This window comes from Streptacidiphilus sp. P02-A3a (genome assembly GCF_014084105.1).
Lineage (GTDB): Bacteria > Actinomycetota > Actinomycetes > Streptomycetales > Streptomycetaceae > Streptacidiphilus.
In genome coordinates, this window is sequence record NZ_CP048289.1 from 5,706,996 (window position 1) to 5,726,409 (window position 19,414).

Annotated in this window: 17 protein-coding genes; 11 read left to right on the plus strand and 6 right to left on the minus strand. The window is 70.9% G+C overall.

What is annotated here, in order from left to right:
* Positions 1-311: 311 nt before the first annotated feature.
* Positions 312-1,136: an ABC transporter ATP-binding protein gene (locus GXP74_RS24465; protein WP_182453394.1), complete on the plus strand. Its 825-nt coding sequence runs from the start codon at positions 312-314 to the stop codon at positions 1,134-1,136.
* Positions 1,137-1,201: 65 nt separating this feature from the next.
* Here GXP74_RS24465 and GXP74_RS24470 read toward each other — a convergent pair whose 3' ends face one another.
* Entirely contained in the window at positions 1,202-3,871 is a 2,670-nt protein-coding gene (locus GXP74_RS24470) for a glycoside hydrolase family 9 protein (RefSeq protein ID WP_182453395.1), read from the minus strand.
* A gap of 385 nt (positions 3,872-4,256) precedes the next feature.
* Here GXP74_RS24470 and GXP74_RS24475 point away from each other — a divergent pair, with 385 nt between their 5' ends.
* Positions 4,257-5,780, plus strand: a complete 1,524-nt coding sequence (locus GXP74_RS24475; protein WP_182453396.1) for a carbohydrate-binding protein — start codon at positions 4,257-4,259, stop codon at positions 5,778-5,780.
* 16 nt (positions 5,781-5,796) lie between these two features.
* Here GXP74_RS24475 and GXP74_RS24480 read toward each other — a convergent pair whose 3' ends face one another.
* Entirely contained in the window at positions 5,797-6,864 is a 1,068-nt protein-coding gene (locus GXP74_RS24480) for a LacI family DNA-binding transcriptional regulator (RefSeq protein WP_225448149.1), read from the minus strand.
* Between the two features lie 304 nt (positions 6,865-7,168).
* Between GXP74_RS24480 and GXP74_RS24485 the strand changes: the two genes are divergently transcribed.
* From GXP74_RS24485 to GXP74_RS24505, 5 genes are all read left to right on the plus strand, one after another.
* Entirely contained in the window at positions 7,169-7,831 is a 663-nt protein-coding gene (locus GXP74_RS24485; RefSeq protein WP_225448150.1) for a zinc ribbon domain-containing protein, read from the plus strand.
* A 160-nt stretch (positions 7,832-7,991) separates the two neighbouring features.
* Entirely contained in the window at positions 7,992-9,857 is a 1,866-nt protein-coding gene (gene mutA, locus GXP74_RS24490) for a methylmalonyl-CoA mutase small subunit (protein WP_182453398.1), read from the plus strand.
* Entirely contained in the window at positions 9,854-12,091 is a 2,238-nt protein-coding gene (scpA, locus tag GXP74_RS24495) for a methylmalonyl-CoA mutase (RefSeq protein ID WP_182453399.1), read from the plus strand. Before mutA ends, scpA begins: the two co-directional genes overlap by 4 nt.
* Positions 12,091-13,098 carry a methylmalonyl Co-A mutase-associated GTPase MeaB gene (gene meaB / locus GXP74_RS24500; RefSeq protein WP_182453400.1) on the plus strand — a complete coding sequence of 336 codons (1,008 nt, stop codon included), beginning with the start codon at positions 12,091-12,093 and terminating at the stop codon, positions 13,096-13,098. Before scpA ends, meaB begins: the two co-directional genes overlap by 1 nt.
* A gap of 35 nt (positions 13,099-13,133) precedes the next feature.
* The gene (locus GXP74_RS24505) at positions 13,134-13,733 is read left to right on the plus strand and encodes a GNAT family N-acetyltransferase (protein ID WP_182453401.1); all 600 of its coding nucleotides are present in this window, start codon (positions 13,134-13,136) and stop codon (positions 13,731-13,733) included.
* Positions 13,734-13,797: 64 nt separating this feature from the next.
* Here the strand turns inward: GXP74_RS24505 and GXP74_RS24510 are convergent, their stop codons facing one another.
* Genes GXP74_RS24510 through GXP74_RS24520 form a run of 3 tightly spaced genes read right to left on the minus strand, consistent with a single transcriptional unit; the run spans position 13,798 to position 15,769 of the window.
* Entirely contained in the window at positions 13,798-14,037 is a 240-nt protein-coding gene (locus GXP74_RS24510) for a hypothetical protein (protein ID WP_182453402.1), read from the minus strand.
* Positions 14,034-14,615, minus strand: coding sequence for an HD family hydrolase (locus GXP74_RS24515; RefSeq protein ID WP_182453403.1), 582 nt, complete (start codon positions 14,613-14,615; stop codon positions 14,034-14,036). The genes GXP74_RS24510 and GXP74_RS24515 overlap by 4 nt, the downstream gene beginning before the upstream one ends.
* Positions 14,616-14,635: 20 nt before the next feature.
* Positions 14,636-15,769, minus strand: coding sequence for a DNA-binding transcriptional regulator (locus tag GXP74_RS24520; RefSeq protein ID WP_182453404.1), 1,134 nt, complete (start codon positions 15,767-15,769; stop codon positions 14,636-14,638).
* A 241-nt stretch (positions 15,770-16,010) separates the two neighbouring features.
* On the opposite strand from GXP74_RS24520, the gene GXP74_RS41645 reads away from it, so the two are divergent.
* Genes GXP74_RS41645 through tgmA form a run of 4 tightly spaced genes read left to right on the plus strand, consistent with a single transcriptional unit; the run spans position 16,011 to position 18,345 of the window.
* The gene (locus GXP74_RS41645) at positions 16,011-16,136 is read left to right on the plus strand and encodes a hypothetical protein (protein ID WP_255528151.1); all 126 of its coding nucleotides are present in this window, start codon (positions 16,011-16,013) and stop codon (positions 16,134-16,136) included.
* 12 nt (positions 16,137-16,148) lie between these two features.
* Positions 16,149-17,318, plus strand: coding sequence for a methyltransferase domain-containing protein (locus tag GXP74_RS24525; protein ID WP_182453405.1), 1,170 nt, complete (start codon positions 16,149-16,151; stop codon positions 17,316-17,318).
* Positions 17,319-17,325: 7 nt separating this feature from the next.
* Positions 17,326-18,036, plus strand: coding sequence for a hypothetical protein (locus tag GXP74_RS24530; protein ID WP_182453406.1), 711 nt, complete (start codon positions 17,326-17,328; stop codon positions 18,034-18,036).
* Between the two features lie 39 nt (positions 18,037-18,075).
* The gene (gene tgmA, locus GXP74_RS24535; RefSeq protein ID WP_182453407.1) at positions 18,076-18,345 is read left to right on the plus strand and encodes a putative ATP-grasp-modified RiPP; all 270 of its coding nucleotides are present in this window, start codon (positions 18,076-18,078) and stop codon (positions 18,343-18,345) included.
* Between the two features lie 173 nt (positions 18,346-18,518).
* Here tgmA and ppk2 read toward each other — a convergent pair whose 3' ends face one another.
* A complete protein-coding gene (gene ppk2 / locus GXP74_RS24540) occupies positions 18,519-19,358 on the minus strand; it encodes a polyphosphate kinase 2 (protein WP_225448151.1) in 840 nt (279 codons plus the stop codon).
* Positions 19,359-19,414: the final 56 nt, after the last annotated feature.

The following is a 19,414-nucleotide window of genomic DNA, read 5'->3' on the forward strand; positions in this document are numbered from 1 at the left end:
GGAAGGCGGGATGTCCTCGGGCCGTCCCGTCAGCCTGCGGAACATGAACTTCCTGTGTCATGTAATCGTCACTACTGAAAGAGGGCAAGCCCCGTGCCGCGTTCCCCGAGGCCGATTCCCATCGGAACGGTGGACCGGTGTAGCGTGCACGTACGGGAGGTGGACCGCGACACCAACGCGGGACCTCCACCCGGCCTGGCTCCCGGTACTGCGGATCGCACTGGTGGAGCCGGTCGGACGCCGGTCGCGCGTCCCGCCGGACCGGTCCGACCACCGGTCCGCACGCGCCGGTCCGCCCCGGAGGTAGTCCGTTGACTCCGATCCCCCCGCCGCCCGCCGCCGGTCCCCTGCTCCAGGCCCTGGACGTCGATGTCGTCCGCGACGGACGGCACCTGCTGCGCGCGGTCTCGCTCACCATCGAACCCGGCGAGCACTGGGCCGTGCTCGGCGCGAACGGCGCGGGCAAGAGCACGCTGCTGGCGCTGCTGGGCGCGACCAGCCACCCCAGCCGGGGGGAGGTGCGCGTGCTCGGGCACCGGCTCGGCCGCGTGGACCTGCGCGAGCTGCGTACCCGGATCGGCCATGTGAATCCCCGCCACCCGCTGCGCTCCCGGCTGTCGGTGCGCGACGTGGTGCTCACCGGGCTCACCAACAGCGTCGAGCTGCCGCCGCGCTGGCAGCCGACCCCGGCCCAACTCGCCCAGGCGGACCAGCTGATCGGGACGCTCGGCATCGGCCGCCGGGCCGACGCCGCGTGGACCAACCTGTCCCAGGGCGAGCGCGGACGGGCACTGATCGCCCGCGCGCTGATGCCGAGCCCCCGGCTGCTGCTGCTGGACGAGCCGGCCACCGGTCTCGACCTGCCCGCCCGCGAGCAGCTGCTCACCAGCCTGGACGAACTGCGGCTGGAGCATCCGGCGTTGGCGACGGTCCTGGTCACCCACCACCTGGAGGAGCTGCCCGCGAGCACCACCCACGCGCTGCTGCTGCGCGAGGGCGAGTGCGTGGGCATCGGACCGGCGGACGAGGTGGTGACCACCGAGCTGGTCAGTGCCTGTTTCGGGCACCCGATCCGGATCACCCGGGACGAGGGCCGCTGGGCCGCCCGGGCCGCCACCCGCGTGGCGGCGGACTGAACGGCGGCAGGACCGGCCCCGCCGTGGTGCTGGCGGCGGGGCCGGTCCGGACAACTGGCGTGTGCTCAGACGACGATGTGGTCGAGGTCGGGGGCGCCGCTGGTGCCGCTGCCGGAGAATTCGACGGTGTTGCCGCTTCCGGCGTTGAGGGTGACGGTGACGGTGGTGGTGCCGATGACGTTGTAGCTGCTGGCTGAGGTTTCGGCGAAGGTGACGGTCTGGGTGGTGCCGTTGACGGTGATGGTGGCGGGTCGGGCCTTGCCGACGCTGAGGTAGGAGACGGTCAGGGTGTAGCTGCCGGTGCTGGGTTCGGTGATGCCGGTGAAGGTGACGGTGCCGTTGGAGCCGCCGCCGATGTCGCTGACCTTCTGGCCGTCCAGGCAGGCCGAGCAGCTGTTGGCGTCGGCGCTGCCGCCGAGGGTGGCCTGGTCGGCCTCGTAGGTCCTGCCGCCGGGGCTGCCGCCGCTGCCGGTGACGGTGAGGGTGTAGCTGGTGGTGTGGCTGCCGGAGGCGGCGGTGCCGGTGACGGTGACCGGGTAGCTGCCCGCGGCGGTGGCCGAGGTGGTGGCCAGGGTGAGGGTCGAGCCGGTGCCGGAGCTGACCGAGGCCGGGGCGAAGGAGGCGGTGACCCCGGACGGCAGGCCGGAGGCGGTCAGCGCGACCGGCTCGGCGCTGCCGGAGGCGACCGCGGTGCTGACGGTCGCGGTGGCCGAGCCCCCGGCGGCGACCGAACCCGAGGCGGGCGAGACCGCCACCGAGAAGTCGTTGCCGGGCTGGCCGCCACCACCGCCGCCGAGGGCCCCCTGCAGTGCCCCGGCGAGGACCGCGCTGCCGCTCATGTCCAGCGCGGGCTCGCTGCTCTGCCAGGAGCGGACGTCGTCCACGTACTCGCTGCCGTGCCCGGTGAAGGTGGTGTACGAGTCGTTCTCGCACTTGACCATGCCGGTCAGCAGGCCGCCCAGGCCGCCGCTGAAGTTACTGGAGCCGTTGGGGCCGTTGACCACGGCGCCGGTGTCGATCGCGCCGGTGCCGCTGCTGTTGCCGAGGATGTTGGGGATCTGCGAGCCCATGCAGTCCGGGAAGGTGGTGCCCTCGCCGACCATGAAGCTGGTGCCCCAGGCGTTGTCGCCGAGCAGCCAGTCCCGCTGCTCGTTGGCGAAGGCCGCGTACTCGGTGTCCCCGCTGGCCTTCTGGTAGAGCGCCTCGGTGGAGATGAAGCCGAAGGTGTGCGAGTCCACGTCGAAGTTGGTGTAGTCACCGCCCTCGTGGAAGATGTCGGCGGCCGAGACCGTGGCGGCCGAGGCCACCTGGGCCTTCAGGTTGGCGATCAGGGCCGCCGGGGTGACCGCGACGCTGGGGTTGCCCGCGTTCTTCAGCGCCGTGATCAGGTCGGCGTGGGCGATCGCGCTGACGTCGTACAGGTTCAGCGTGTCCTGTCCCGAGTCGCTGGCGATGTAGTCCGAGGCCCAGGTGCCGGCCTGGGTCAGGTACGGGGTGTACGTCGCCGAGGAGTCGCCGAGGTCCTGTTGGGCGAGGGCGATCTCGGTGGCGCCCAGCTCCATCGCGTCGTGCCAGATCGACTCCGGGTAGTAGGCCTCCGGGTCGGCGGTCTCCAGGGTGCCGCTGGGGCTGGTGTTGGCCTGGGCGTAGAGGGAGGTGGCGTTGGCCAGCTCGGTCGCCGCGTCGGCGGTGTCCCCGGCCTTGGCGTCGGCCTGGGCGGCGAAGGCGAACGCTGCGGCGACCCGGCCGACCACGTCCGGGTCGATCTTGGCGCCCGGCGCGGCGGCCTCGAACACCGGCCGGTTCTTCGCCGCGTACTTGTCGTAGGCCGTGCTGTCCGAGTCGTCGGCCTGCGGCAGCCGCCACAGGTCGTGGTCGCCGCCGTAGCTGCTCTCGTTGCCCTCGCCGATGCCGACCTGGAGGTACAGGGTCTTGGTCGAGGCGTTGTACATCTTGTTCAGCCAGCTGGTGCCGTACTGCGCCTCGGCGGTCAGCGAGGCCGGGGCGTTGGAGCCCAGCGCCAGGTCCGAGGCGTACAGCAGGTCGTCCGCGTAGGAGGCGGTGAAGGTGAACTTCAGGTAGTCGCCCGCGTCGAACCAGCCGCCCTCGACGTTCACCGGCGAGGCGCCGGAGATCGGCGTCAGGTTGCCGCTGATCTGGTCGCCGGTGTCGCCGTCGCTGTTCGCGATGAAGTCCGGCGTCTGGTAGACCGTGGCGCTGGCGTCGTTCAGGTGCGCGGGCTGCCGGTTCAGCGCGCCGCCGGTGATCACGTCGGCGCCGTCGCGCTGGTTCTGGAAGAAGTTCACCCCGGCCGAGACCAGGCCGCCGTAGAGGGTGGACGGGGCCTCGATCTGGAAGGTGTCCGAGGTCGCGGCCACTGTTCCGCTGGTGACCACGTGGTACGTCCCGGCGGTGGTGACCGTCGAGAAGTCGATCGGGTAGACGTCCGGGTAGGCCGAGTTCCACGAACCCCGGCTGCTGGTCGTCACCGAACCGCTGGCCACGGCGGTACCGGCGGAGTTGACCAGCTTGTAGGTCTCCCCCGAGACGGCGGCGGTGGTCATCAGATAGGCGATCTTGGTGTCGCTGGTGCCGTAGCCGACCTGGTCCACCCGCAGCTGTCCGGTGGTCGCGGCCGCGGCCGACGCCAGCGGCACCACGGCGGTCACCAGTCCGGTGCCTACCGCCAGTGCCAGCAGCGTCCGCAGGTCCGGACGCCGAATTGACGATCTCATACAGGCTCCTCCACATTCCCGAATCGTTAGTTAACCTTCCTTACCCGTTCACTCGCACGGTAGGGACTCGGGTGACGGACCGTCAATCCCCTTGTCATGTCATTTAACAAAAGAGGTTCTTTCGGGGGTCGCCAGGGCACCCGCCGACCGTCCCGGAAACGTTCAAGTCTTGATGTTGTGACACTTCTTGACGCCTCATCGGAAGGCCCGCACACTGCTCAACAGGCTCATGCGGCTTCATAGTCACGACTTGAGAGCGCTCTCAAACCGCGACTTCGCAGATATATGCCTCCGGAGACCAACGCTTCATCTCTCAGAGGTGGCGCCAGTGGCACTGTTCCCCTGCCACTGGCTTCACTTCACGAACCGGAAGGGTCACCACCCGATGCGCAGATCCACCCCTCCGCGCCACCGTCGGACACTCGCTCTGATCACCGTACTGGCCCTGCCGCTCGCCGGGCTGCTCGGCCTGTCCGTCGCCGAGGGCACCGCCTCGGCGACCGTGCCGCCCGCGCCCAGCGGCTGGACCACCGTCTTCAGCGACGACTTCAACGGACCGGCCGACAGCAGCCTCAACACCAGCGACTGGCTCTACGACACCGGCACCAGCTACCCCGGCGGCGCCGGCAACTGGGGCACCGGCGAGGTGGAGACCGAGACCAACTCCACCTCCAACGTCTACGAGGACGGCAGCGGCCACCTCGTCGTCAAGCCGATCCGCGACGCCAACGGCAACTGGACCTCGGGCCGGGTGGAGACCCAGCGGAGCGACTTCGCCGCCCCGGCCGGGGGCGAACTGGAGCTCAGCGCCTCCATCGAGCAGCCCGACCCGGCCGACGGCCTCGGCTACTGGCCCGCGTTCTGGGCACTGGGCGCGGCGGCCCGGCCGGTGGGCGCCACCAACTGGCCGAGCATCGGTGAGCTGGACATCATGGAGGACGTCAACGCCCTCAGCGAGCACTCCTCGACCTTCCACTGCGGCGTGGACCCGGGCGGCCCCTGCAACGAGACCACCGGCATCGGCAGCGGACTGCTGCCCTGCTCCGGCTGCCAGACCGGCTACCACACCTACTCGGTGATCCTGGACCGCACCAACACCGCCGCCGAGCAGCTGCGCTACTACCTGGACGGCAACCTGGACTTCACCGTCAACGAGAGCCAGGTACCGGTGGCGACCTGGCAGGCGGCGGTCGACCACGGCTTCTTCGCGATCTTCAACGTGGCCGTCGGCGGCGCCTATCCGGACGCCATCTGCGGCTGCACCTCGCCCACCTCGGCCACCAGCTCCGGCGCGGGGATGAGCGTCGACTGGTTCGCCGTCTACGAGAACGCCGGGAGCGGCAGCACCCCGACGCCCACTCCGACGCCGACCGCCGGCCCGACGCCCACCCCCACGCCGACCCCGACCGCCACGCCCACTCCCACGCCCACGCCCACCAGCACCGGCGGCTCCGGCGGCGGGACCCAGTGCACCACCACCGCCGTCTCCGACATCTCCGCCGACTGCTACGGCTCCTCGCAGGGCGCGGTCACCGTCAGCGCGGCCGGCGGGGACACCAGTCCCAGCGGCGTGGACGGCAACCAGGTCGCGCAGCTGTCCAACGGCAGCTGGCTGGAGTACCCCGGGGTCAACTTCGGCAGCGGATCCAGCCAGTTCGACGCCAGGGTGGCCTCAGGCGCCGCGGGCGGGGTGAGCGGACTGGTCAACGTGGTGCTCGACAGCCCGTCGAACGCGCCGATCGGCAGCTTCGCCGTCGGCAACACCGGCGGCTGGTCCTCCTGGGAGACCGTCCCGGCGAACATCGCCGAAACCACCGGCACCCACAACGTCTACCTGGAGTTCGCCTCCCAGGCCGCCGGAAACCCGCCCTACGTGAGCCTGCACTACTTCAACTTCCCAGCTCAGTAGATCCCCTGACGTCGGCTCAGCTGGAGGCGCGTACCACCAGCCGAGCCGGCGTCACCACCGGCAGCAGCGCCGCAGCCTCCTCCGCCCTTCCGGCGAAGGCGAGTTCCAGCCGGGTGAGCAGCAGCCGCGCCATCAACCGGCCCATCCCCTCGATGTCCTGATGGATCGTCGTCAACGGCAGCGGCCCCCACTGCTCGACCGCCTCCAGATCGTCGAAGCCGACCACCGAGACGTCGCCGGGTACCGAGCGCCCGTGGTCCCGCAGCGCCGCCAGGGCGCCGGTGGCCATCAGGTCCGAGCAGGCGAAGACCCCGTCCAGTCCCGGGCGGCGGGCGAGCAGTTGCTCCATCGCCTGCCGCCCGCCGGCCAGGGTGAAGTCGCTCTCGGCGAGCAGGGCCGGATCGGCGTCCGGGAAGACCTCCTGGTAGCCCCGGAGCCGGTCCGCCGCCGAGGTCTGGTCCAGCGGTCCGGTGATCACCGCGATCCGCTGCCGACCCTGGTCCACCAGGTGCCGGACGGCGGTGCGCGCGCCGCCCAGGTTGTCGGCGTCGACGTACAGCGCGGTGCGGTCGTCGGCGCCCACCCAGCCGGGGCGCCCGCCGAAGACGGCGGGCAGCCCGAGCCGGTCCACCAGCGCCGGCAGCGGGTCGTCGCCGTGCAGCGAGAAGATCAGCACCCCGTCCACATGACCGGCCGACAGGTAGCTGCCGACCTGCGCGTAGTCGCCCGGTTCGGCGACCAGCAGCAGTACCAACTGCACGGCCGCCGAGGCGAGTTCCCGGCTGATACCGCGCAACTGCCGGGCGAAGAAGGGGTCGGAGAAGACCCGGCTCTCCGGTTCGGCGATGACCACCGCCACCGCGTCGTGACGCTTCGTCATCAGGGCCCGGGCGGCCGGGTTCGGCACGTATCCCAGCTCGTCGACGGCCAGCCGCACCCGGGCCTGGACGCTGGCCCGGACCCCCGCGCCACCGTTGACCACCCGGGAGACGGTGGCCCGGGACACCCCCGCCAACGCGGCCACCTGCTGAAGCGTGGGACGCACCGGCCCGCCCGCCGGACCGCTCGGGCTGGACTCGGTCACCTGCTGCTCCTTCGCGGACGGGCGTCCTTCGCGGACGGGCGCTCGATCGGCGCGGACTGGATCACTGGAACCGCCAGCGTACACAGCGCGGTCGGCCGCCAAGGGCCGGTCGGCGGACCCGGCGCCGATCCCGCCGTCGGCCACCGCCCCATCCGGACACAACGGTTCGGAACGGATCCCCGGACCGCCCGTCGCCACCGGCCGCCCGCTGTGGCAATCTGTGCGCGGGCGGATGCGGGCACAGAGCACAGCACACACACAGACAACCACGGACACCGTGGGCAGAGCCGGGGGCAGTGGCACCGTGAGCAGCAGCGAGATCTACTTCAGCAACAACTACCGGGACCTGTGCGAGCAGTACGGCACCGGTGCCGGATTCCAGTTCGAGTTCTCCTGCCACCGCTGCCAGGACACCTGGCGCTCGGCCTTCCAGCCGTACGCGGGCGGCCGGGTCGCGGGCTGGCTGGAGAAGGCGGCCGGGACCGCCTGGGGCGCCCTGGGCCGCAGCACCAGCGAGGCCAGCCAGGCGCTCAGCGGCGTGGTCGGCGCGCACTGGGGCCCGGCCAAGGACAGCGCCTTCCAGAAGGCCATCACCGAGGCCGACGGCCACTTCCACCGCTGCCCCCGGTGCACCACGCACGTCTGCGGCAGCTGCTGGAACGCGGCCCAGGGCCTCTGCCTGACCTGCGCCCCGGACACCGCCGCCGAGGTCGCCGCGGCCAGGCAGCGCGGTCTCAACGACGCCGCCGGGCAGCGCGCCTACACCGCGGGCGAGGGCCTGGGCGCCAGGGTGGACGTGGAGCGGCCGCAGCAACTGGTCTGCCCGGAGTGCCGCGCGGAGACCCACGGGTCGCGGTTCTGCCCGTCCTGCGGGCACCGGCTGGCCGACCCGGACGCCTGCGGCTCGTGCCAGGCGGAACTGCCTCCGGGCGCGGCCTTCTGTCCGGAGTGTGGGACGCGCCGCTGACCGCTGTCCGCGACCCACCCGCCGCGGACCCCGCGGACCGCCCCCGGCAGCGCCCCCAGCTGCGCCGTCGCTACGCCGGGGGCGTGCGCCGCGGCAGAGAGTTCAAGGTCACATCGCGTCGGGCTGCTCGCAGGCGATCTCTCACGCTAACTTGCCTTCTATGACGGCACTCCCTGAAGGGCTCCCCCTGGCCGCCGAGTTCCCGGACGCCGACCGCGAACAGTGGCAGCATCTGGTCGAAGGCGTACTCCGCAAGTCGGGCGCCGAGGACGTCTCCGGCGCGCGCGCGGAGGCGGCCCTCACTACCGCGATCGAGGACGGGCTGACCGCCTGTCCGCTGTACACCGCCGAGGACGACACCGCGCCCGACCCAGGCTACCCGGGATTCCCGCCCTTCGTGCGCGGCGGCCGGGTGCAGGGGTCGGCGATCGACGGCTGGGACGTCCGGCAGCCGCACGCCGACCCGGACCCCAAGCGCGCCAACGAGGCCGTGCTGACCGACCTTGAGAACGGGGTCGGCTCGCTCTGGCTGACCCTCGGCCGAGCCGGGCTGCCGGTCACCGGCCTGCCCGAACTACTGCGCGGCGTCTACCTGGACCTGGTGGCGGTGGTACTCGACGCAGGGGTCGAGTTCCCGTCCGCCGCCGAGCAGTTGCTCGCGCTGTACGCGGAGCGCGGGATCGCCGCCGCGGACGCCAGGGGCAACCTGGGCGCGGACCCGCTGGGCCTGCTGGCCCGCACCGGCGACGGCGCGGACACCGCCCGGCTGCTGGCCGAGGCCGCCGCCCTCGCCGTCCGCTGCGACCGGGAGCTGCCCGGCGTGCGGGCGCTGACCGTGGACGCCACCGCCTACCACGACGCGGGCGCCTCGGCGGCACAGGAGTTGGGCTCCGCGCTGGCGACCGGCGTGGCCTACCTGCGCGAGCTGACCGCCGCCGGGCTGTCCGAGCAGGCCGCCGCCGCGCAGCTGGAGTTCCGCTACGCGGCCACCGCCGACCAGTTCCTGACGATCGCCAAGCTGCGCGCCGCGCGGCGGCTGTGGGCCCGGGTCTGCCAGCTGAGCGGGGTCCCGGCGGCGGAGTCCGCGCAGCGGCAGCACGCGGTGACCTCCTCGGTGATGATGACCGAGCGCGACCCGTGGGTGAACATGCTGCGCACCACCCTCGCCTGCATGGCGGCCGGGGTGGGCGGCGCGGACGCGGTGTCCGTGCTGCCGTTCGACGCGGCGCTGGGCCTGCCGGACGCCTTCGCCCGGCGGATCGCCCGCAACACCCAGTCGGTGCTGCTGGAGGAGTCGCAGCTGGGCCGGGTGATCGACCCGGCCGGGGGCTCCTGGTACGTCGAACAGCTGACCGACGAGCTGGCGCACGCCGCCTGGACCTGGTTCCAGCAGGTCGAGCGCGCGGGCGGGCAGCAGCGGGCGCTCGACTCCGGCCTGGTCCAGCAGCGGATCGCGGAGACCTGGGCGCAGCGCGAGGAGGACCTGGCGCACCGCCGCGAGCCGGTCACCGGCGTCAGCGAGTTCCCGAACCTGGCCGAGCGGCTGCCGGTGCGCGAGCCCGCTCCGGCCCCGGTCGGCGGCGGACTGCCCCGGGTGCGCCGCTCACGGCAGTTCGAGGCGCTGCGGGCGCGCGCGGACGCGCGGCTCGCGGCCACCGGCGAACGGCCCCGGGTCTTCCTGGCCGCGATCGGCCCGGCCGCCGCGTACACCGGCCGCTCCACCTTCGCCGCGAACCTGTTCCAGGCGGGCGGGATCGAGACCGTGCTCGGCGAGGGCGCGGACGCCGCCGCACTGGCCGAGGCGTTCACCGCCAGCGGCGCGACCGTGGCCTGCCTGTGCTCCAGCGACCGCCTGTACGCCGAGCAGGCCGAGGCGGTGGCCGCCGCGCTCGGCGGCGCGGGCGCCGAGCGGGTGCTGCTGGCCGGCAAGCCGGGCGGGCTGTCCGGAGTGGACGACTACGTGTTCACGGGCTGCGACGCGGTCGCGGTCCTCAGCTCGACCCTCGACCTGATCGGAGCGGTGTGATGATCCCGGACTTCTCAGAGGTCCAGCTCGACGAGGCCGGGCCGGACGAGGTCGGGCACGAGCAGGAGCGCTGGCAGGAGGCCTGGCGGCAGCAGACCGGCAAGGACGTCGGCGAGCAGGTCTGGGAGACCCCCGAGGGGATCGCCGTCAAGCCGCTCTACACCGGGGCCGACCTGGCCGGGGTGGACTTCCTGTCCACCTACCCCGGCATCGCCCCGTACCTGCGCGGCCCGTACCCGACCATGTACGTCAACCAGCCCTGGACGGTGCGGCAGTACGCCGGTTTCTCCACCGCCGAGGAGTCCAACGCCTTCTACCGGCGCAACCTCGCGGCCGGGCAGAAGGGCCTGTCGGTGGCCTTCGACCTGCCGACGCACCGCGGCTACGACAGCGACCACCCCCGGGTGACCGGGGACGTCGGCATGGCGGGCGTCGCCATCGACTCGATCTACGACATGCGCCAGCTGTTCGACGGCATCCCGCTGGACCGGATGTCGGTGTCGATGACCATGAACGGCGCGGTGCTGCCGGTGCTGGCGCTGTACATCGTGGCCGCCGAGGAGCAGGGGGTGCCGCCGGAGAAGCTGGCGGGGACCATCCAGAACGACATCCTCAAGGAGTTCATGGTCCGCAACACCTACATCTACCCGCCGCAGCACTCGATGCGGATCATCTCCGACATCTTCGCGTACACCTCGCAGAAGATGCCGCGCTACAACTCGATCTCCATCTCCGGCTACCACATCCAGGAGGCCGGGGCCACCGCCGACCTGGAGCTGGCGTACACCCTGGCCGACGGCATCGAGTACCTGCGGGCCGGGCTGGCGGCCGGGATGGACGTGGACTCGTTCGCGCCCCGGCTGTCCTTCTTCTGGGCCATCGGGATGAACTTCTTCATGGAGGTCGCCAAGCTCCGCGCGGCCCGGCTGCTGTGGGCGAAGCTGGTGAAGGAGTTCTCCCCGAAGAACCCCAAGTCGCTGTCGCTGCGCACCCACTCGCAGACCTCGGGCTGGTCGCTGACCGCCCAGGACGTCTTCAACAACGTCACCCGCACCTGCGTCGAGGCGATGGCCGCGACCCAGGGCCACACCCAGTCGCTGCACACCAACGCGCTGGACGAGGCGCTGGCGCTGCCGACCGACTTCTCCGCCCGGATCGCCCGCAACACCCAGCTGCTGCTCCAGCAGGAGTCCGGGACCTGCCGGGTGATCGACCCGTGGGGTGGCAGCGCCTACGTGGAGAAGCTGACCCACGACCTGGCCGCCCGCGCCTGGCAGCACATCCAGGAGGTGGAGGCGGCTGGGGGCATGGCCAAGGCCATCGACGCGGGCATCCCGAAGCTGCGGATCGAGGAGGCGGCGGCCCGCACCCAGGCCCGGATCGACTCGGGTCGGCAGCCGGTGATCGGCGTCAACAAGTACCGGGTCGCCACCGACGAGCAGATCGACGTCCGCGCGGTGGACAACTCCTCGGTGCGGGCGCAGCAGGTGGAGAAGCTGAAGCGGCTGCGGGCCGAGCGGGACGAGGCCGCCTGCCAGGCGGCGCTGCGGGCGCTGACCGCCTCGGCCCGCGCGGGCGCGCGCGGCGGCGAGGGGCTTGAGGGCAACCTGCTGGCGCTGGCGGTGGACGCGGCCCGGGCGATGGCCACGGTCGGCGAGATCTCGGACGCCCTGGAGGAGGTGTACGGCCGCCACGCGGGGCAGATCCGTACCATCACCGGTGTGTACCGGGAAGAGGCAGGAGCGTCCGGCACCATGGAGCTGACCCGGGCGCTGGTGGAGGCGTTCGAACGCGAGGAGGGGCGGCGTCCCCGGATCCTGGTCGCCAAGATGGGCCAGGACGGCCACGACCGCGGCCAGAAGGTGATCGCCACCGGCTTCGCCGACCTGGGCTTCGACGTGGACGTCGGCCCGCTGTTCCAGACCCCGGCCGAGGTGGCCCGGCAGGCGGTGGAGGCCGACGTGCACATCGTCGGCGTCTCCTCGCTGGCGGCGGGTCACCTGACGCTGGTGCCCGCGCTGCGCGCGGAACTGGCGGCGGCCGGGCGGGAGGACATCACCATCGTCGTCGGCGGGGTGATCCCGCCGCAGGACATCGACGCCCTGTACGAGGCCGGCGCCGCCGCCGTCTTCCCGCCGGGCACGGTGATCCCGGAGGCCGCCGGGGAGCTGCTGCGCAAGCTGGCGGCGTCGCTGGGCCACCCGTCACCGGAGGGCGAAGGCGGCGAAGGCTGATGCCGCGTCCCGTCATCGACGTGGACCAGTACGTCAAGGGCGTGCTCGACGGCTCCCGCGCGTACATCGCCCGGGCGATCACACTGGTGGAGTCGACCCGGGCGGACCACCGGGCGCTGGCGCAGCAGCTGCTGGTGCAGCTGCTGCCGCACGCCGGGAGGGCGGTCCGGGTCGGCATCACCGGGGTACCCGGGGTCGGCAAGTCGACCTTCATCGACAGCCTGGGCGTGCTGCTCACCGGCCTGGGCCACCGGGTGGCGGTGCTCGCGGTGGACCCGTCGTCCACCCGTACCGGCGGCTCCATCCTGGGCGACAAGACCAGGATGGAGCGGCTGGCGGTCGATCCGAACGCGTTCGTCCGCCCCTCCCCCACCGCCGGGACGCTCGGCGGGGTGGCCAAGGCCACCCGGGAGTCGATGGTGGTGATGGAGGCCGCCGGTTACGACGTGGTGCTGGTGGAGACCGTGGGTGTCGGGCAGTCCGAGACCACCGTGGCCGACATGGTGGACTCCTTCCTGCTGCTGACCCTGGCCCGGACCGGCGACCAGCTCCAGGGCATCAAGAAGGGCGTGCTGGAGCTCGCCGACCTGGTCGCGGTGAACAAGGCCGACGGCGCCCACGAGCAGGACGCCCGCTCGGCCGCGCGCGAGCTGGCCGGGGCGCTGCGGCTGCTGCGCAACCCGGACTCGCCCTGGACCACGCCGGTGCTGACCTGCAGCGGACGCGAGGGCATCGGTCTGGAGGCGCTGTGGGAGCGGCTCCAGCAGCACCGTTCGCTGCTGGACGCCGACGGCTCGCTGGACGCCAAACGCCGCGACCAGCAGGTCGGCTGGACCTGGGCGATGGTCCACGACCAGCTACTGGCCCGACTGCACAGCACCCCCGCCGTCCGCGACCTGGCCCCCACCCTGGAACGCCAGGTCCGCGACGGCACGCTCACCCCCGCCCTGGCCGCCCAGCGCATCCTCGCCGAATTCCATCTCCCGGAACCGGACCCGACGGACTGAGCACTGACTGTTGAATGATCCACATGACTTCGCCGATGACTCTGACTGTCGACCCCACCACGACCGCGCCCGCCCTAGCCCTCCGTCCCTGGCAGGACTCGGACATACCCACGATCGTCGCCGCCCACCGTGACGAGACCATGCGCCGCTGGCTGGTGCGCCCGATCCACGACGAGGACGAGGCCCGCGCGTGGCTCGCCGACCAGGCGGCGGGCTGGGCCGACGACACCCATCTGAGCTGGGCGGTCGAGGAGGAGGGGACACTCGTCGGTTACTTCGTCGTCAAGGCGGCCAACCCTCCGGAGACGCTCGCGACCGGCGTGGGCTACTGGACGGTGGCCGAAGCTCGGGGCAGGGGCATCGCCTCGCGCTGCGTCGAGACCGCCACGGCATGGCTGTTCGGCGACCAGGACCTCATGCCCGCCGACGAGATCGAGCTGCTGCACACGGTAGGCAACGAGGGCTCCTGCCGCGTCGCGCAGAAGTGCGGTTACCTCCTGGAGTCAGTACTCCCGCCGCTGCCGCCGAAGTTCCCCGACGAGGGCCACCGCCACCTGCGCACGCGACCCATCCAGCCTCACCGGCCTACTCGCGAGCAGCACCCGATCCGTGTCGGCAACCGGGCCGTCGGGTAGGTTCCGGCTCGTGACGTCTCCACAGGTGCGACTCGACCCCATGACCGAGGCGGAGATCCTTCTGTCACTCCGCCTCCCGGTGCCCGAGAAACGTGCGGCCGTCACGGTGGCGGATGTTCGGCGCGGTGTCGTGGTCGGCGAGGGCGTCCACGACGCGTACGGCATAGACCTCGCTCATGCGATCGGCGATCTGCTGGCGGGACAGCCAGTTGACCGCCGTCGCCTCCGGCGAGGGCTGCGCCTGCCCCTCCTCGGGTCGGCAGCGGAAGACCAGGGCGACCCCTCTCGTCCAGGTGTGGTTCAACGAAGGTAGGTACGCTGCCACTCCGCGATCGTCATGCCCTCGGCCGCCTCGGCGAGCGCCAGCGCGGACGGCGTCTTCAGCTTGGCCTTGGTGGAGTCAACCCACTCACGGGCAGCGGAATATCCCTGCTGTAGGTATTCCAGGCCCTGCAACGTGCAGTCGAGCTTGTCCGCGTCGTGGGCTACGAGGACTTCGAGGCTGTCGCCGCTCTCGTACTCGTGGATCAGGGCCTTGATGCCCTCGGCCACGCGCGGATGGGCATCAGCCACCTGGTCGGCGGTCACGTCCTCGTTCGACGCGGCGGTCAGATAACGACGGCCGATCCATGGGATGTCACCGATCCGTGTCTCCTGGGTGTCGTGGAACGTGGCCAGCAGCGCGACCTTGGCCGGGTCGGCGCCCTCCATCATGGCCAGCACGGCACCGATGACAGCCGTGCGCCACGAGTGCTCGGCAATCGTCTCGGGATCTTTGATCCCCGCGATCCACCAGCCGCTGCGCTTCGCACGCTTGAGCATGCCCATTTCCAGCAGGAAGCCTGCGGTTCCGGCGTCCTCGGAGTGGTGCTGGTCGGTCATGCCGCTTCCCTTCCAGGAGATCACATGCGGTGCGACCTCAAACCGTAGTGGACCGATTCGAGCTCGGCACGAGATTGGGCGGAGATCACTCCGCTGTTCAGCAAGAGGGTCACCCGGTCGGCCAAATCGTCGTTGAGGTGCGGATCAGCGACGAGCAAGCCGCGCCGGGAACCGAGCAGCACCCACACCGAATGCACGTTCAGGTCGATACAGCCCAGGTCAGGGGCAAGGCGGGTAGTCAGACGACGTAGTAGGGCAACGCCGTCCCACGCACCGTCAGGACGGTTGATCATGAAGGTGTCATTCGGCTGCGGTACTGGGTCGAGGCCGAGCCAGTACGCCCAGTAGTTGAGATTGGCCCGCTCGCCCAGGTCGCCCATACCGTCCGCAATGAAGGCGTGAATGGCGTCGGTGTCACCGTGCCGAGTCAGGGACGCGGCGACGGAGCGTTGGTCTGCCCAGAACGGTGTCCACTCACCACGCCACAGGGTTGGCAGCAGCCGGCGCATCTGATCAAGCCAGGCTCCCGTATCGGTTGCTGTGTCGTACGAGCAAAGATAGAGGGCCTGACGGCGTAACAGGGCGCCATCTTCGCCGGCGCGATGAGCCAGTTCGGCCGCGCGGCGCATGTGGTCGAATACCGCGCGTCTCTCACTGACACCGAGGAGGGGCGAGTCGGCCACAGGACCTCGGTGTGGTCCCGGTGAGCAGATGGCAGAGATAGCAGCTGGTATAGCGCCGGTCAGCGCCCAGGCGAGCATGTGGGTTGCATTGCGGGTGACGACCCATCCGGCCAGTGGGTGGTCACCGAGATCCGGAGTAGGCGGCCCGGAGAGTGCGTAGGACAATACAACGTCGGCATCCAGAGCCTCGTCCATGAGCACGAGGAGAGCGGGGTCGGCGCCAAGCCGAAGCAGTGTCCTACGGACTTCGCGGAGTTTTCCAGTCTGGGTGGCGATCAGAGGTCGACGCCCAGTTTCCCAGCCTTGGATGCTGGTGACGTCCATGTGTAAATCTTCGGCCAATTGTGCCTGAGTGCGGCCAGTTCGCTCACGGGTGATCTTGAGGAGGAGACCAGAGACAGCCCCTTCCTTATAGCGAGCCTGACTGGCGGTCAGGGCAGTACGTCCGCCGGAGGGCACCCCACCTGCCATGTCGGTCTCCCGTTGTCGAGTTCATCGCCGGCACTCGTACCCGCAGTCAGTCCCCCAGGCACCCGCAAGCGCGTAGCGTTCCAGGAACCAGGCGCGCACAGCCTGTGGCTAAGAGTAGTCAGCCACTGCGGCACACGCCGTGAGCGAGCGAGCAGCGCGCCTCAAAATCTGCCGCCCGTAACCTCTTTGATCGTGCCATCGAGAGTGCGGGCGGCCCCACTGACTCAATCGGGAGGCTTGCATGATCCTCATGGCGAACAGCAGCGGTCACGGCGACGGGAAGGGAGGCTCGGAGGGGGACAAGAAGCAGTCCCCCAAGGAGTCGGACGGCAAGTGGGACAAGCCCATCACCAACCCGAAGAAGTGAGTTGAGCAACGCATGAACCAGTACGCCCGACTGCTCGCCGACCTGAGCGAGGCCGGTGCATTGGGCGCAGAGTGGCGGGGCGCGTTCGAGCGCGCCCCGCGCTCCGCCTTTGTACCGGACACCGTCTGGGTGTCCGACGAGACGGTGACGCGCGGCTATCGACCGGTCGTCCGGACCGTCGACGCTGAAGAGTGGACCAATGCGGTCAACGCCGACGACGTCGTGGTGACCCAACTGGACAACGGTGAGGCCCACGGGCCCGGCATCAGCACCTCGTCCTCGTCCATGCCATCTCTGGTCGTCAAGATGCTCCGGCATCTCGACGTTGCTGAGGGACACCGCGTCCTGGACATCGGCACCGGCACCGGATGGACAGCCGCCTTGCTGTCGGCTCGACTCGGCAGCGAGCAGGTGACCACCGTCGAGGTGGACGCCGGTCTGCTCGCACGTGCCGAGGTGCGGCTCAACGCGCTCGGTTTCTCCCCGACATGCGTCTACGCGGACGGCACCCAGAACGACGCCGGCAGCGCACCGTTTGACCGCATCCACTCCACTGCGGCTGTCCAGCGAGTCCCTGGACGGTGGATCTCCCAGACCCGTCCCGGCGGGGTGATCGTCACTCCCTGGGGTACGCCGTACTGCAACGCCGGACTGGCGAAACTGACCATCGACGCCGAGGGCGAGGCAGCGGAGGGCAGCTTCGTGGAGAACGTGTCGTTCATGTGGGTGCGCAATCAACGCCCCGCAACCGAACCCGATGCGCCCGAGGCCGACCGGATCGGTGCGTCGGTGATGGACCCGGAACGCGCCTTGGAGAACGTCGACAGCGCGTTCTCCATTGGGCTTCGCGTTCCTGGAACGCGCTACAGCCACCACTGGAAAGACGCCGACCGCTCAGCCACCCTCCGCATGATCCTGCACGATTCGGAAGGGTCGTGGGCCAGTGTCCGCTATCAGAACTGGGATCGGGCGGACGCGGTTGAGCAGTTCGGGCCCCGATCCCTCTGGGACGAAGTGGTCCAGGCGCGTGGCTGGTGGGAGGCGCAAGGCGAGCCAGAACTCACCCGCTTCGGACTGACGGTCACCGCCGAAGGTGGCCAGGACGTTTGGCTGGATACCCCGGACAACCTCGTCACCGGCGGCTTCATGAGCCAGATCCAGCGAAGCAACGGGAAGGAGTGATGACCCCTTGAGCGACAACCGACCGACCCGCCATCCGGGCGTGGCGATGCCGCCGTTGGCCAGGCCGACGGTGGTGCCGCATATCGCGTCCTGGGAAGCGGAGAGAGTCAGGACCGAGTTGATCCTGAAGCCGTTCGACAGGGGAATCGGCTACGCCGACGAGAAGGCCGGTGACCGCGATCGGCACGGGATCCTGTGGCGGCGGACGCCGACCCGGGTGGGGCGCGGCAGGCCCGAGTACAAGCAGGTGCACGCGCGGCGTCAGCGGGAGGTGATGACAGACCTGCGGTGCCAGGTCTGCGCGGGGCCCGCGTCGCGGGCAGAGGCGGGATGGCTGTGGCTGCTGCACGACGACCGCGCCGTCGAGCCACCTGGGTGGCCCGAACTGGCAGCCGCCACTCACCCTCCCCTGTGCGTCCCGTGCGCCCGCGCCAGCACGCAGACATGCCCGCACCTGTACGGAGCCGCCCTGGCTGTCCGGGTCGCCGACCCGCGCCTGTGGGGCGTCATGGGCAACATCTACGCCCCGTCACCCCTCGACCGCCGCCGCCCCCGGCCGGTGCACTCCGGATTGGTCCCCTACACCAGTCCGCTGACCCGCTGGGTCCTGGCTTCCCAGATGGTCAGGATGCTCCACGACTGCACCAGCGTCGACCTGGACGAGGAGTTCACCGCCTACGCGACGGGTGCTCCGAGCACCCCGCTCCCCGACGTCTGACCTGCCACGACCGTCCCGTCGAGAGAACAGGAACACACCATGTTCGGCCATGCCGAACGCTTCCCGACCGGCGACCCGCTACCGCAGGGCCAGGTGACCCCCGCCCCGTGGGTGGTGGGCCGGATCGCGCCCTATCCACCGTTCGAGGCAGCCTCCTACAGCCGGGTCGAGCTGGACCCGGCCACCCGGACCGCTCACTGCTTCGCCATGGACGGCACGCCGATGATGCGGCCCACCGGCGACCCCGGCCACGGCACTTCCTCCGGCACCAACCCCGGCACCGGCAGTGGTGCGGTTCGACGCCGGTGACTTCCCTGCCGCCTTGTCGTGCTCCGCCACCATCGGCGGCAGCGCACGGCAGTGGGCGGGAACTGTGCGGACCCCGACCCGCAGCGCCGATCCGGGGGCCGTGCGGTCCCTGTACTACCGGCGACCGGACGGGCCCGGCTGGCTGCTGCCCGCCTGATCGGGCCGCCGAACGATCAGCCCAGCGTCGCCGCGTGGTCGGGGACGTAGTGCTGCTCGTCGCGGGGCGGGCGTTGGTAGCCCCGCGACGGCGGGCGGCTGGGGAAGGCCAGGGTCTCGGTCGGCACCTCCTCGTAGGGGACGGCCGACAGCAGGTGCGCGATCATGTTGATCCGGGCCCGCCGCTTGTCCTCGCTCTCGACCACGTGCCAGCGGGCCTCGGGGATGTCGGTGTGCACGAACATCTCGTCCTTGGCCCGGGAGTAGTCCTCCCAGCGGGTGATCGACTCCAGGTCCATCGGCGACAGCTTCCAGCGCCGCATCGGGTCGTCGCGGCGGGCCAGGAAGCGCCGCTCCTGCTCGACGTCGCTGACCGAGAACCAGTACTTGAGCAGCAGCACGCCGTCCTCGACCAGCATCCGCTCGAAGATCGGGCACTGGTGCAGGAACCGGTGGTACTCGTCCTGGGTGCAGAAGCCCATGACCCGCTCCACCCCGGCCCGGTTGTACCAGCTGCGGTCGAACAGCACGATCTCCCCGGCCGCGGGCAGGTGTTCCACGTAGCGCTGGAAGTACCACTGGCCGCGCTGCCGTTCGGTGGGTGCGGGCAGGGCGGCGATCCGGGCGACCCGGGGGCTCAGGTGCTCGGTGACCCGCTTGATGGCGCCGCCCTTGCCCGCCGCGTCGCGGCCCTCGAAGACCACCACCAGCCGGGCCCCGGTGCTGCGGACCCACTCCTGCAGGGTGACCAGCTCGGCCTGGAGCCGGAACAGTTCCTTCTCGTAGGGCTTCCGGCGCAGCCGCGGCACCGCCCCGAAGGCGCCGGTCACGTCCTCGCGCTGCTTCTTGCTGGCCACCACCGGGCTCCGTTCCGCTCGTCGTGTGGAACAGGCTAGGCCCGGCAGGCGCGGAT

What these genes read in the sequence shown, in the direction of transcription:
- meaB (WP_182453400.1), top strand. Translation starts at nt 12,091, where the DNA reads ATGCCGCGTCCCGTCATCGACGTGGACCAGTACGTCAAGGGCGTGCTC.
- GXP74_RS24505 (WP_182453401.1), top strand. Translation starts at nt 13,134, where the DNA reads ATGACTCTGACTGTCGACCCCACCACGACCGCGCCCGCCCTAGCCCTC.
- GXP74_RS24520 (WP_182453404.1), bottom strand. Translation starts at nt 15,769, where the DNA reads ATGGCAGGTGGGGTGCCCTCCGGCGGACGTACTGCCCTGACCGCCAGT.
- GXP74_RS41645 (WP_255528151.1), top strand. Translation starts at nt 16,011, where the DNA reads ATGATCCTCATGGCGAACAGCAGCGGTCACGGCGACGGGAAGGGAGGC.
- GXP74_RS24515 (WP_182453403.1), bottom strand. Translation starts at nt 14,615, where the DNA reads ATGACCGACCAGCACCACTCCGAGGACGCCGGAACCGCAGGCTTCCTG.
- tgmA (WP_182453407.1), top strand. Translation starts at nt 18,076, where the DNA reads ATGTTCGGCCATGCCGAACGCTTCCCGACCGGCGACCCGCTACCGCAG.
- GXP74_RS24470 (WP_182453395.1), bottom strand. Translation starts at nt 3,871, where the DNA reads ATGAGATCGTCAATTCGGCGTCCGGACCTGCGGACGCTGCTGGCACTG.
- GXP74_RS24525 (WP_182453405.1), top strand. Translation starts at nt 16,149, where the DNA reads ATGAACCAGTACGCCCGACTGCTCGCCGACCTGAGCGAGGCCGGTGCA.
- GXP74_RS24475 (WP_182453396.1), top strand. Translation starts at nt 4,257, where the DNA reads ATGCGCAGATCCACCCCTCCGCGCCACCGTCGGACACTCGCTCTGATC.
- mutA (WP_182453398.1), top strand. Translation starts at nt 7,992, where the DNA reads ATGACGGCACTCCCTGAAGGGCTCCCCCTGGCCGCCGAGTTCCCGGAC.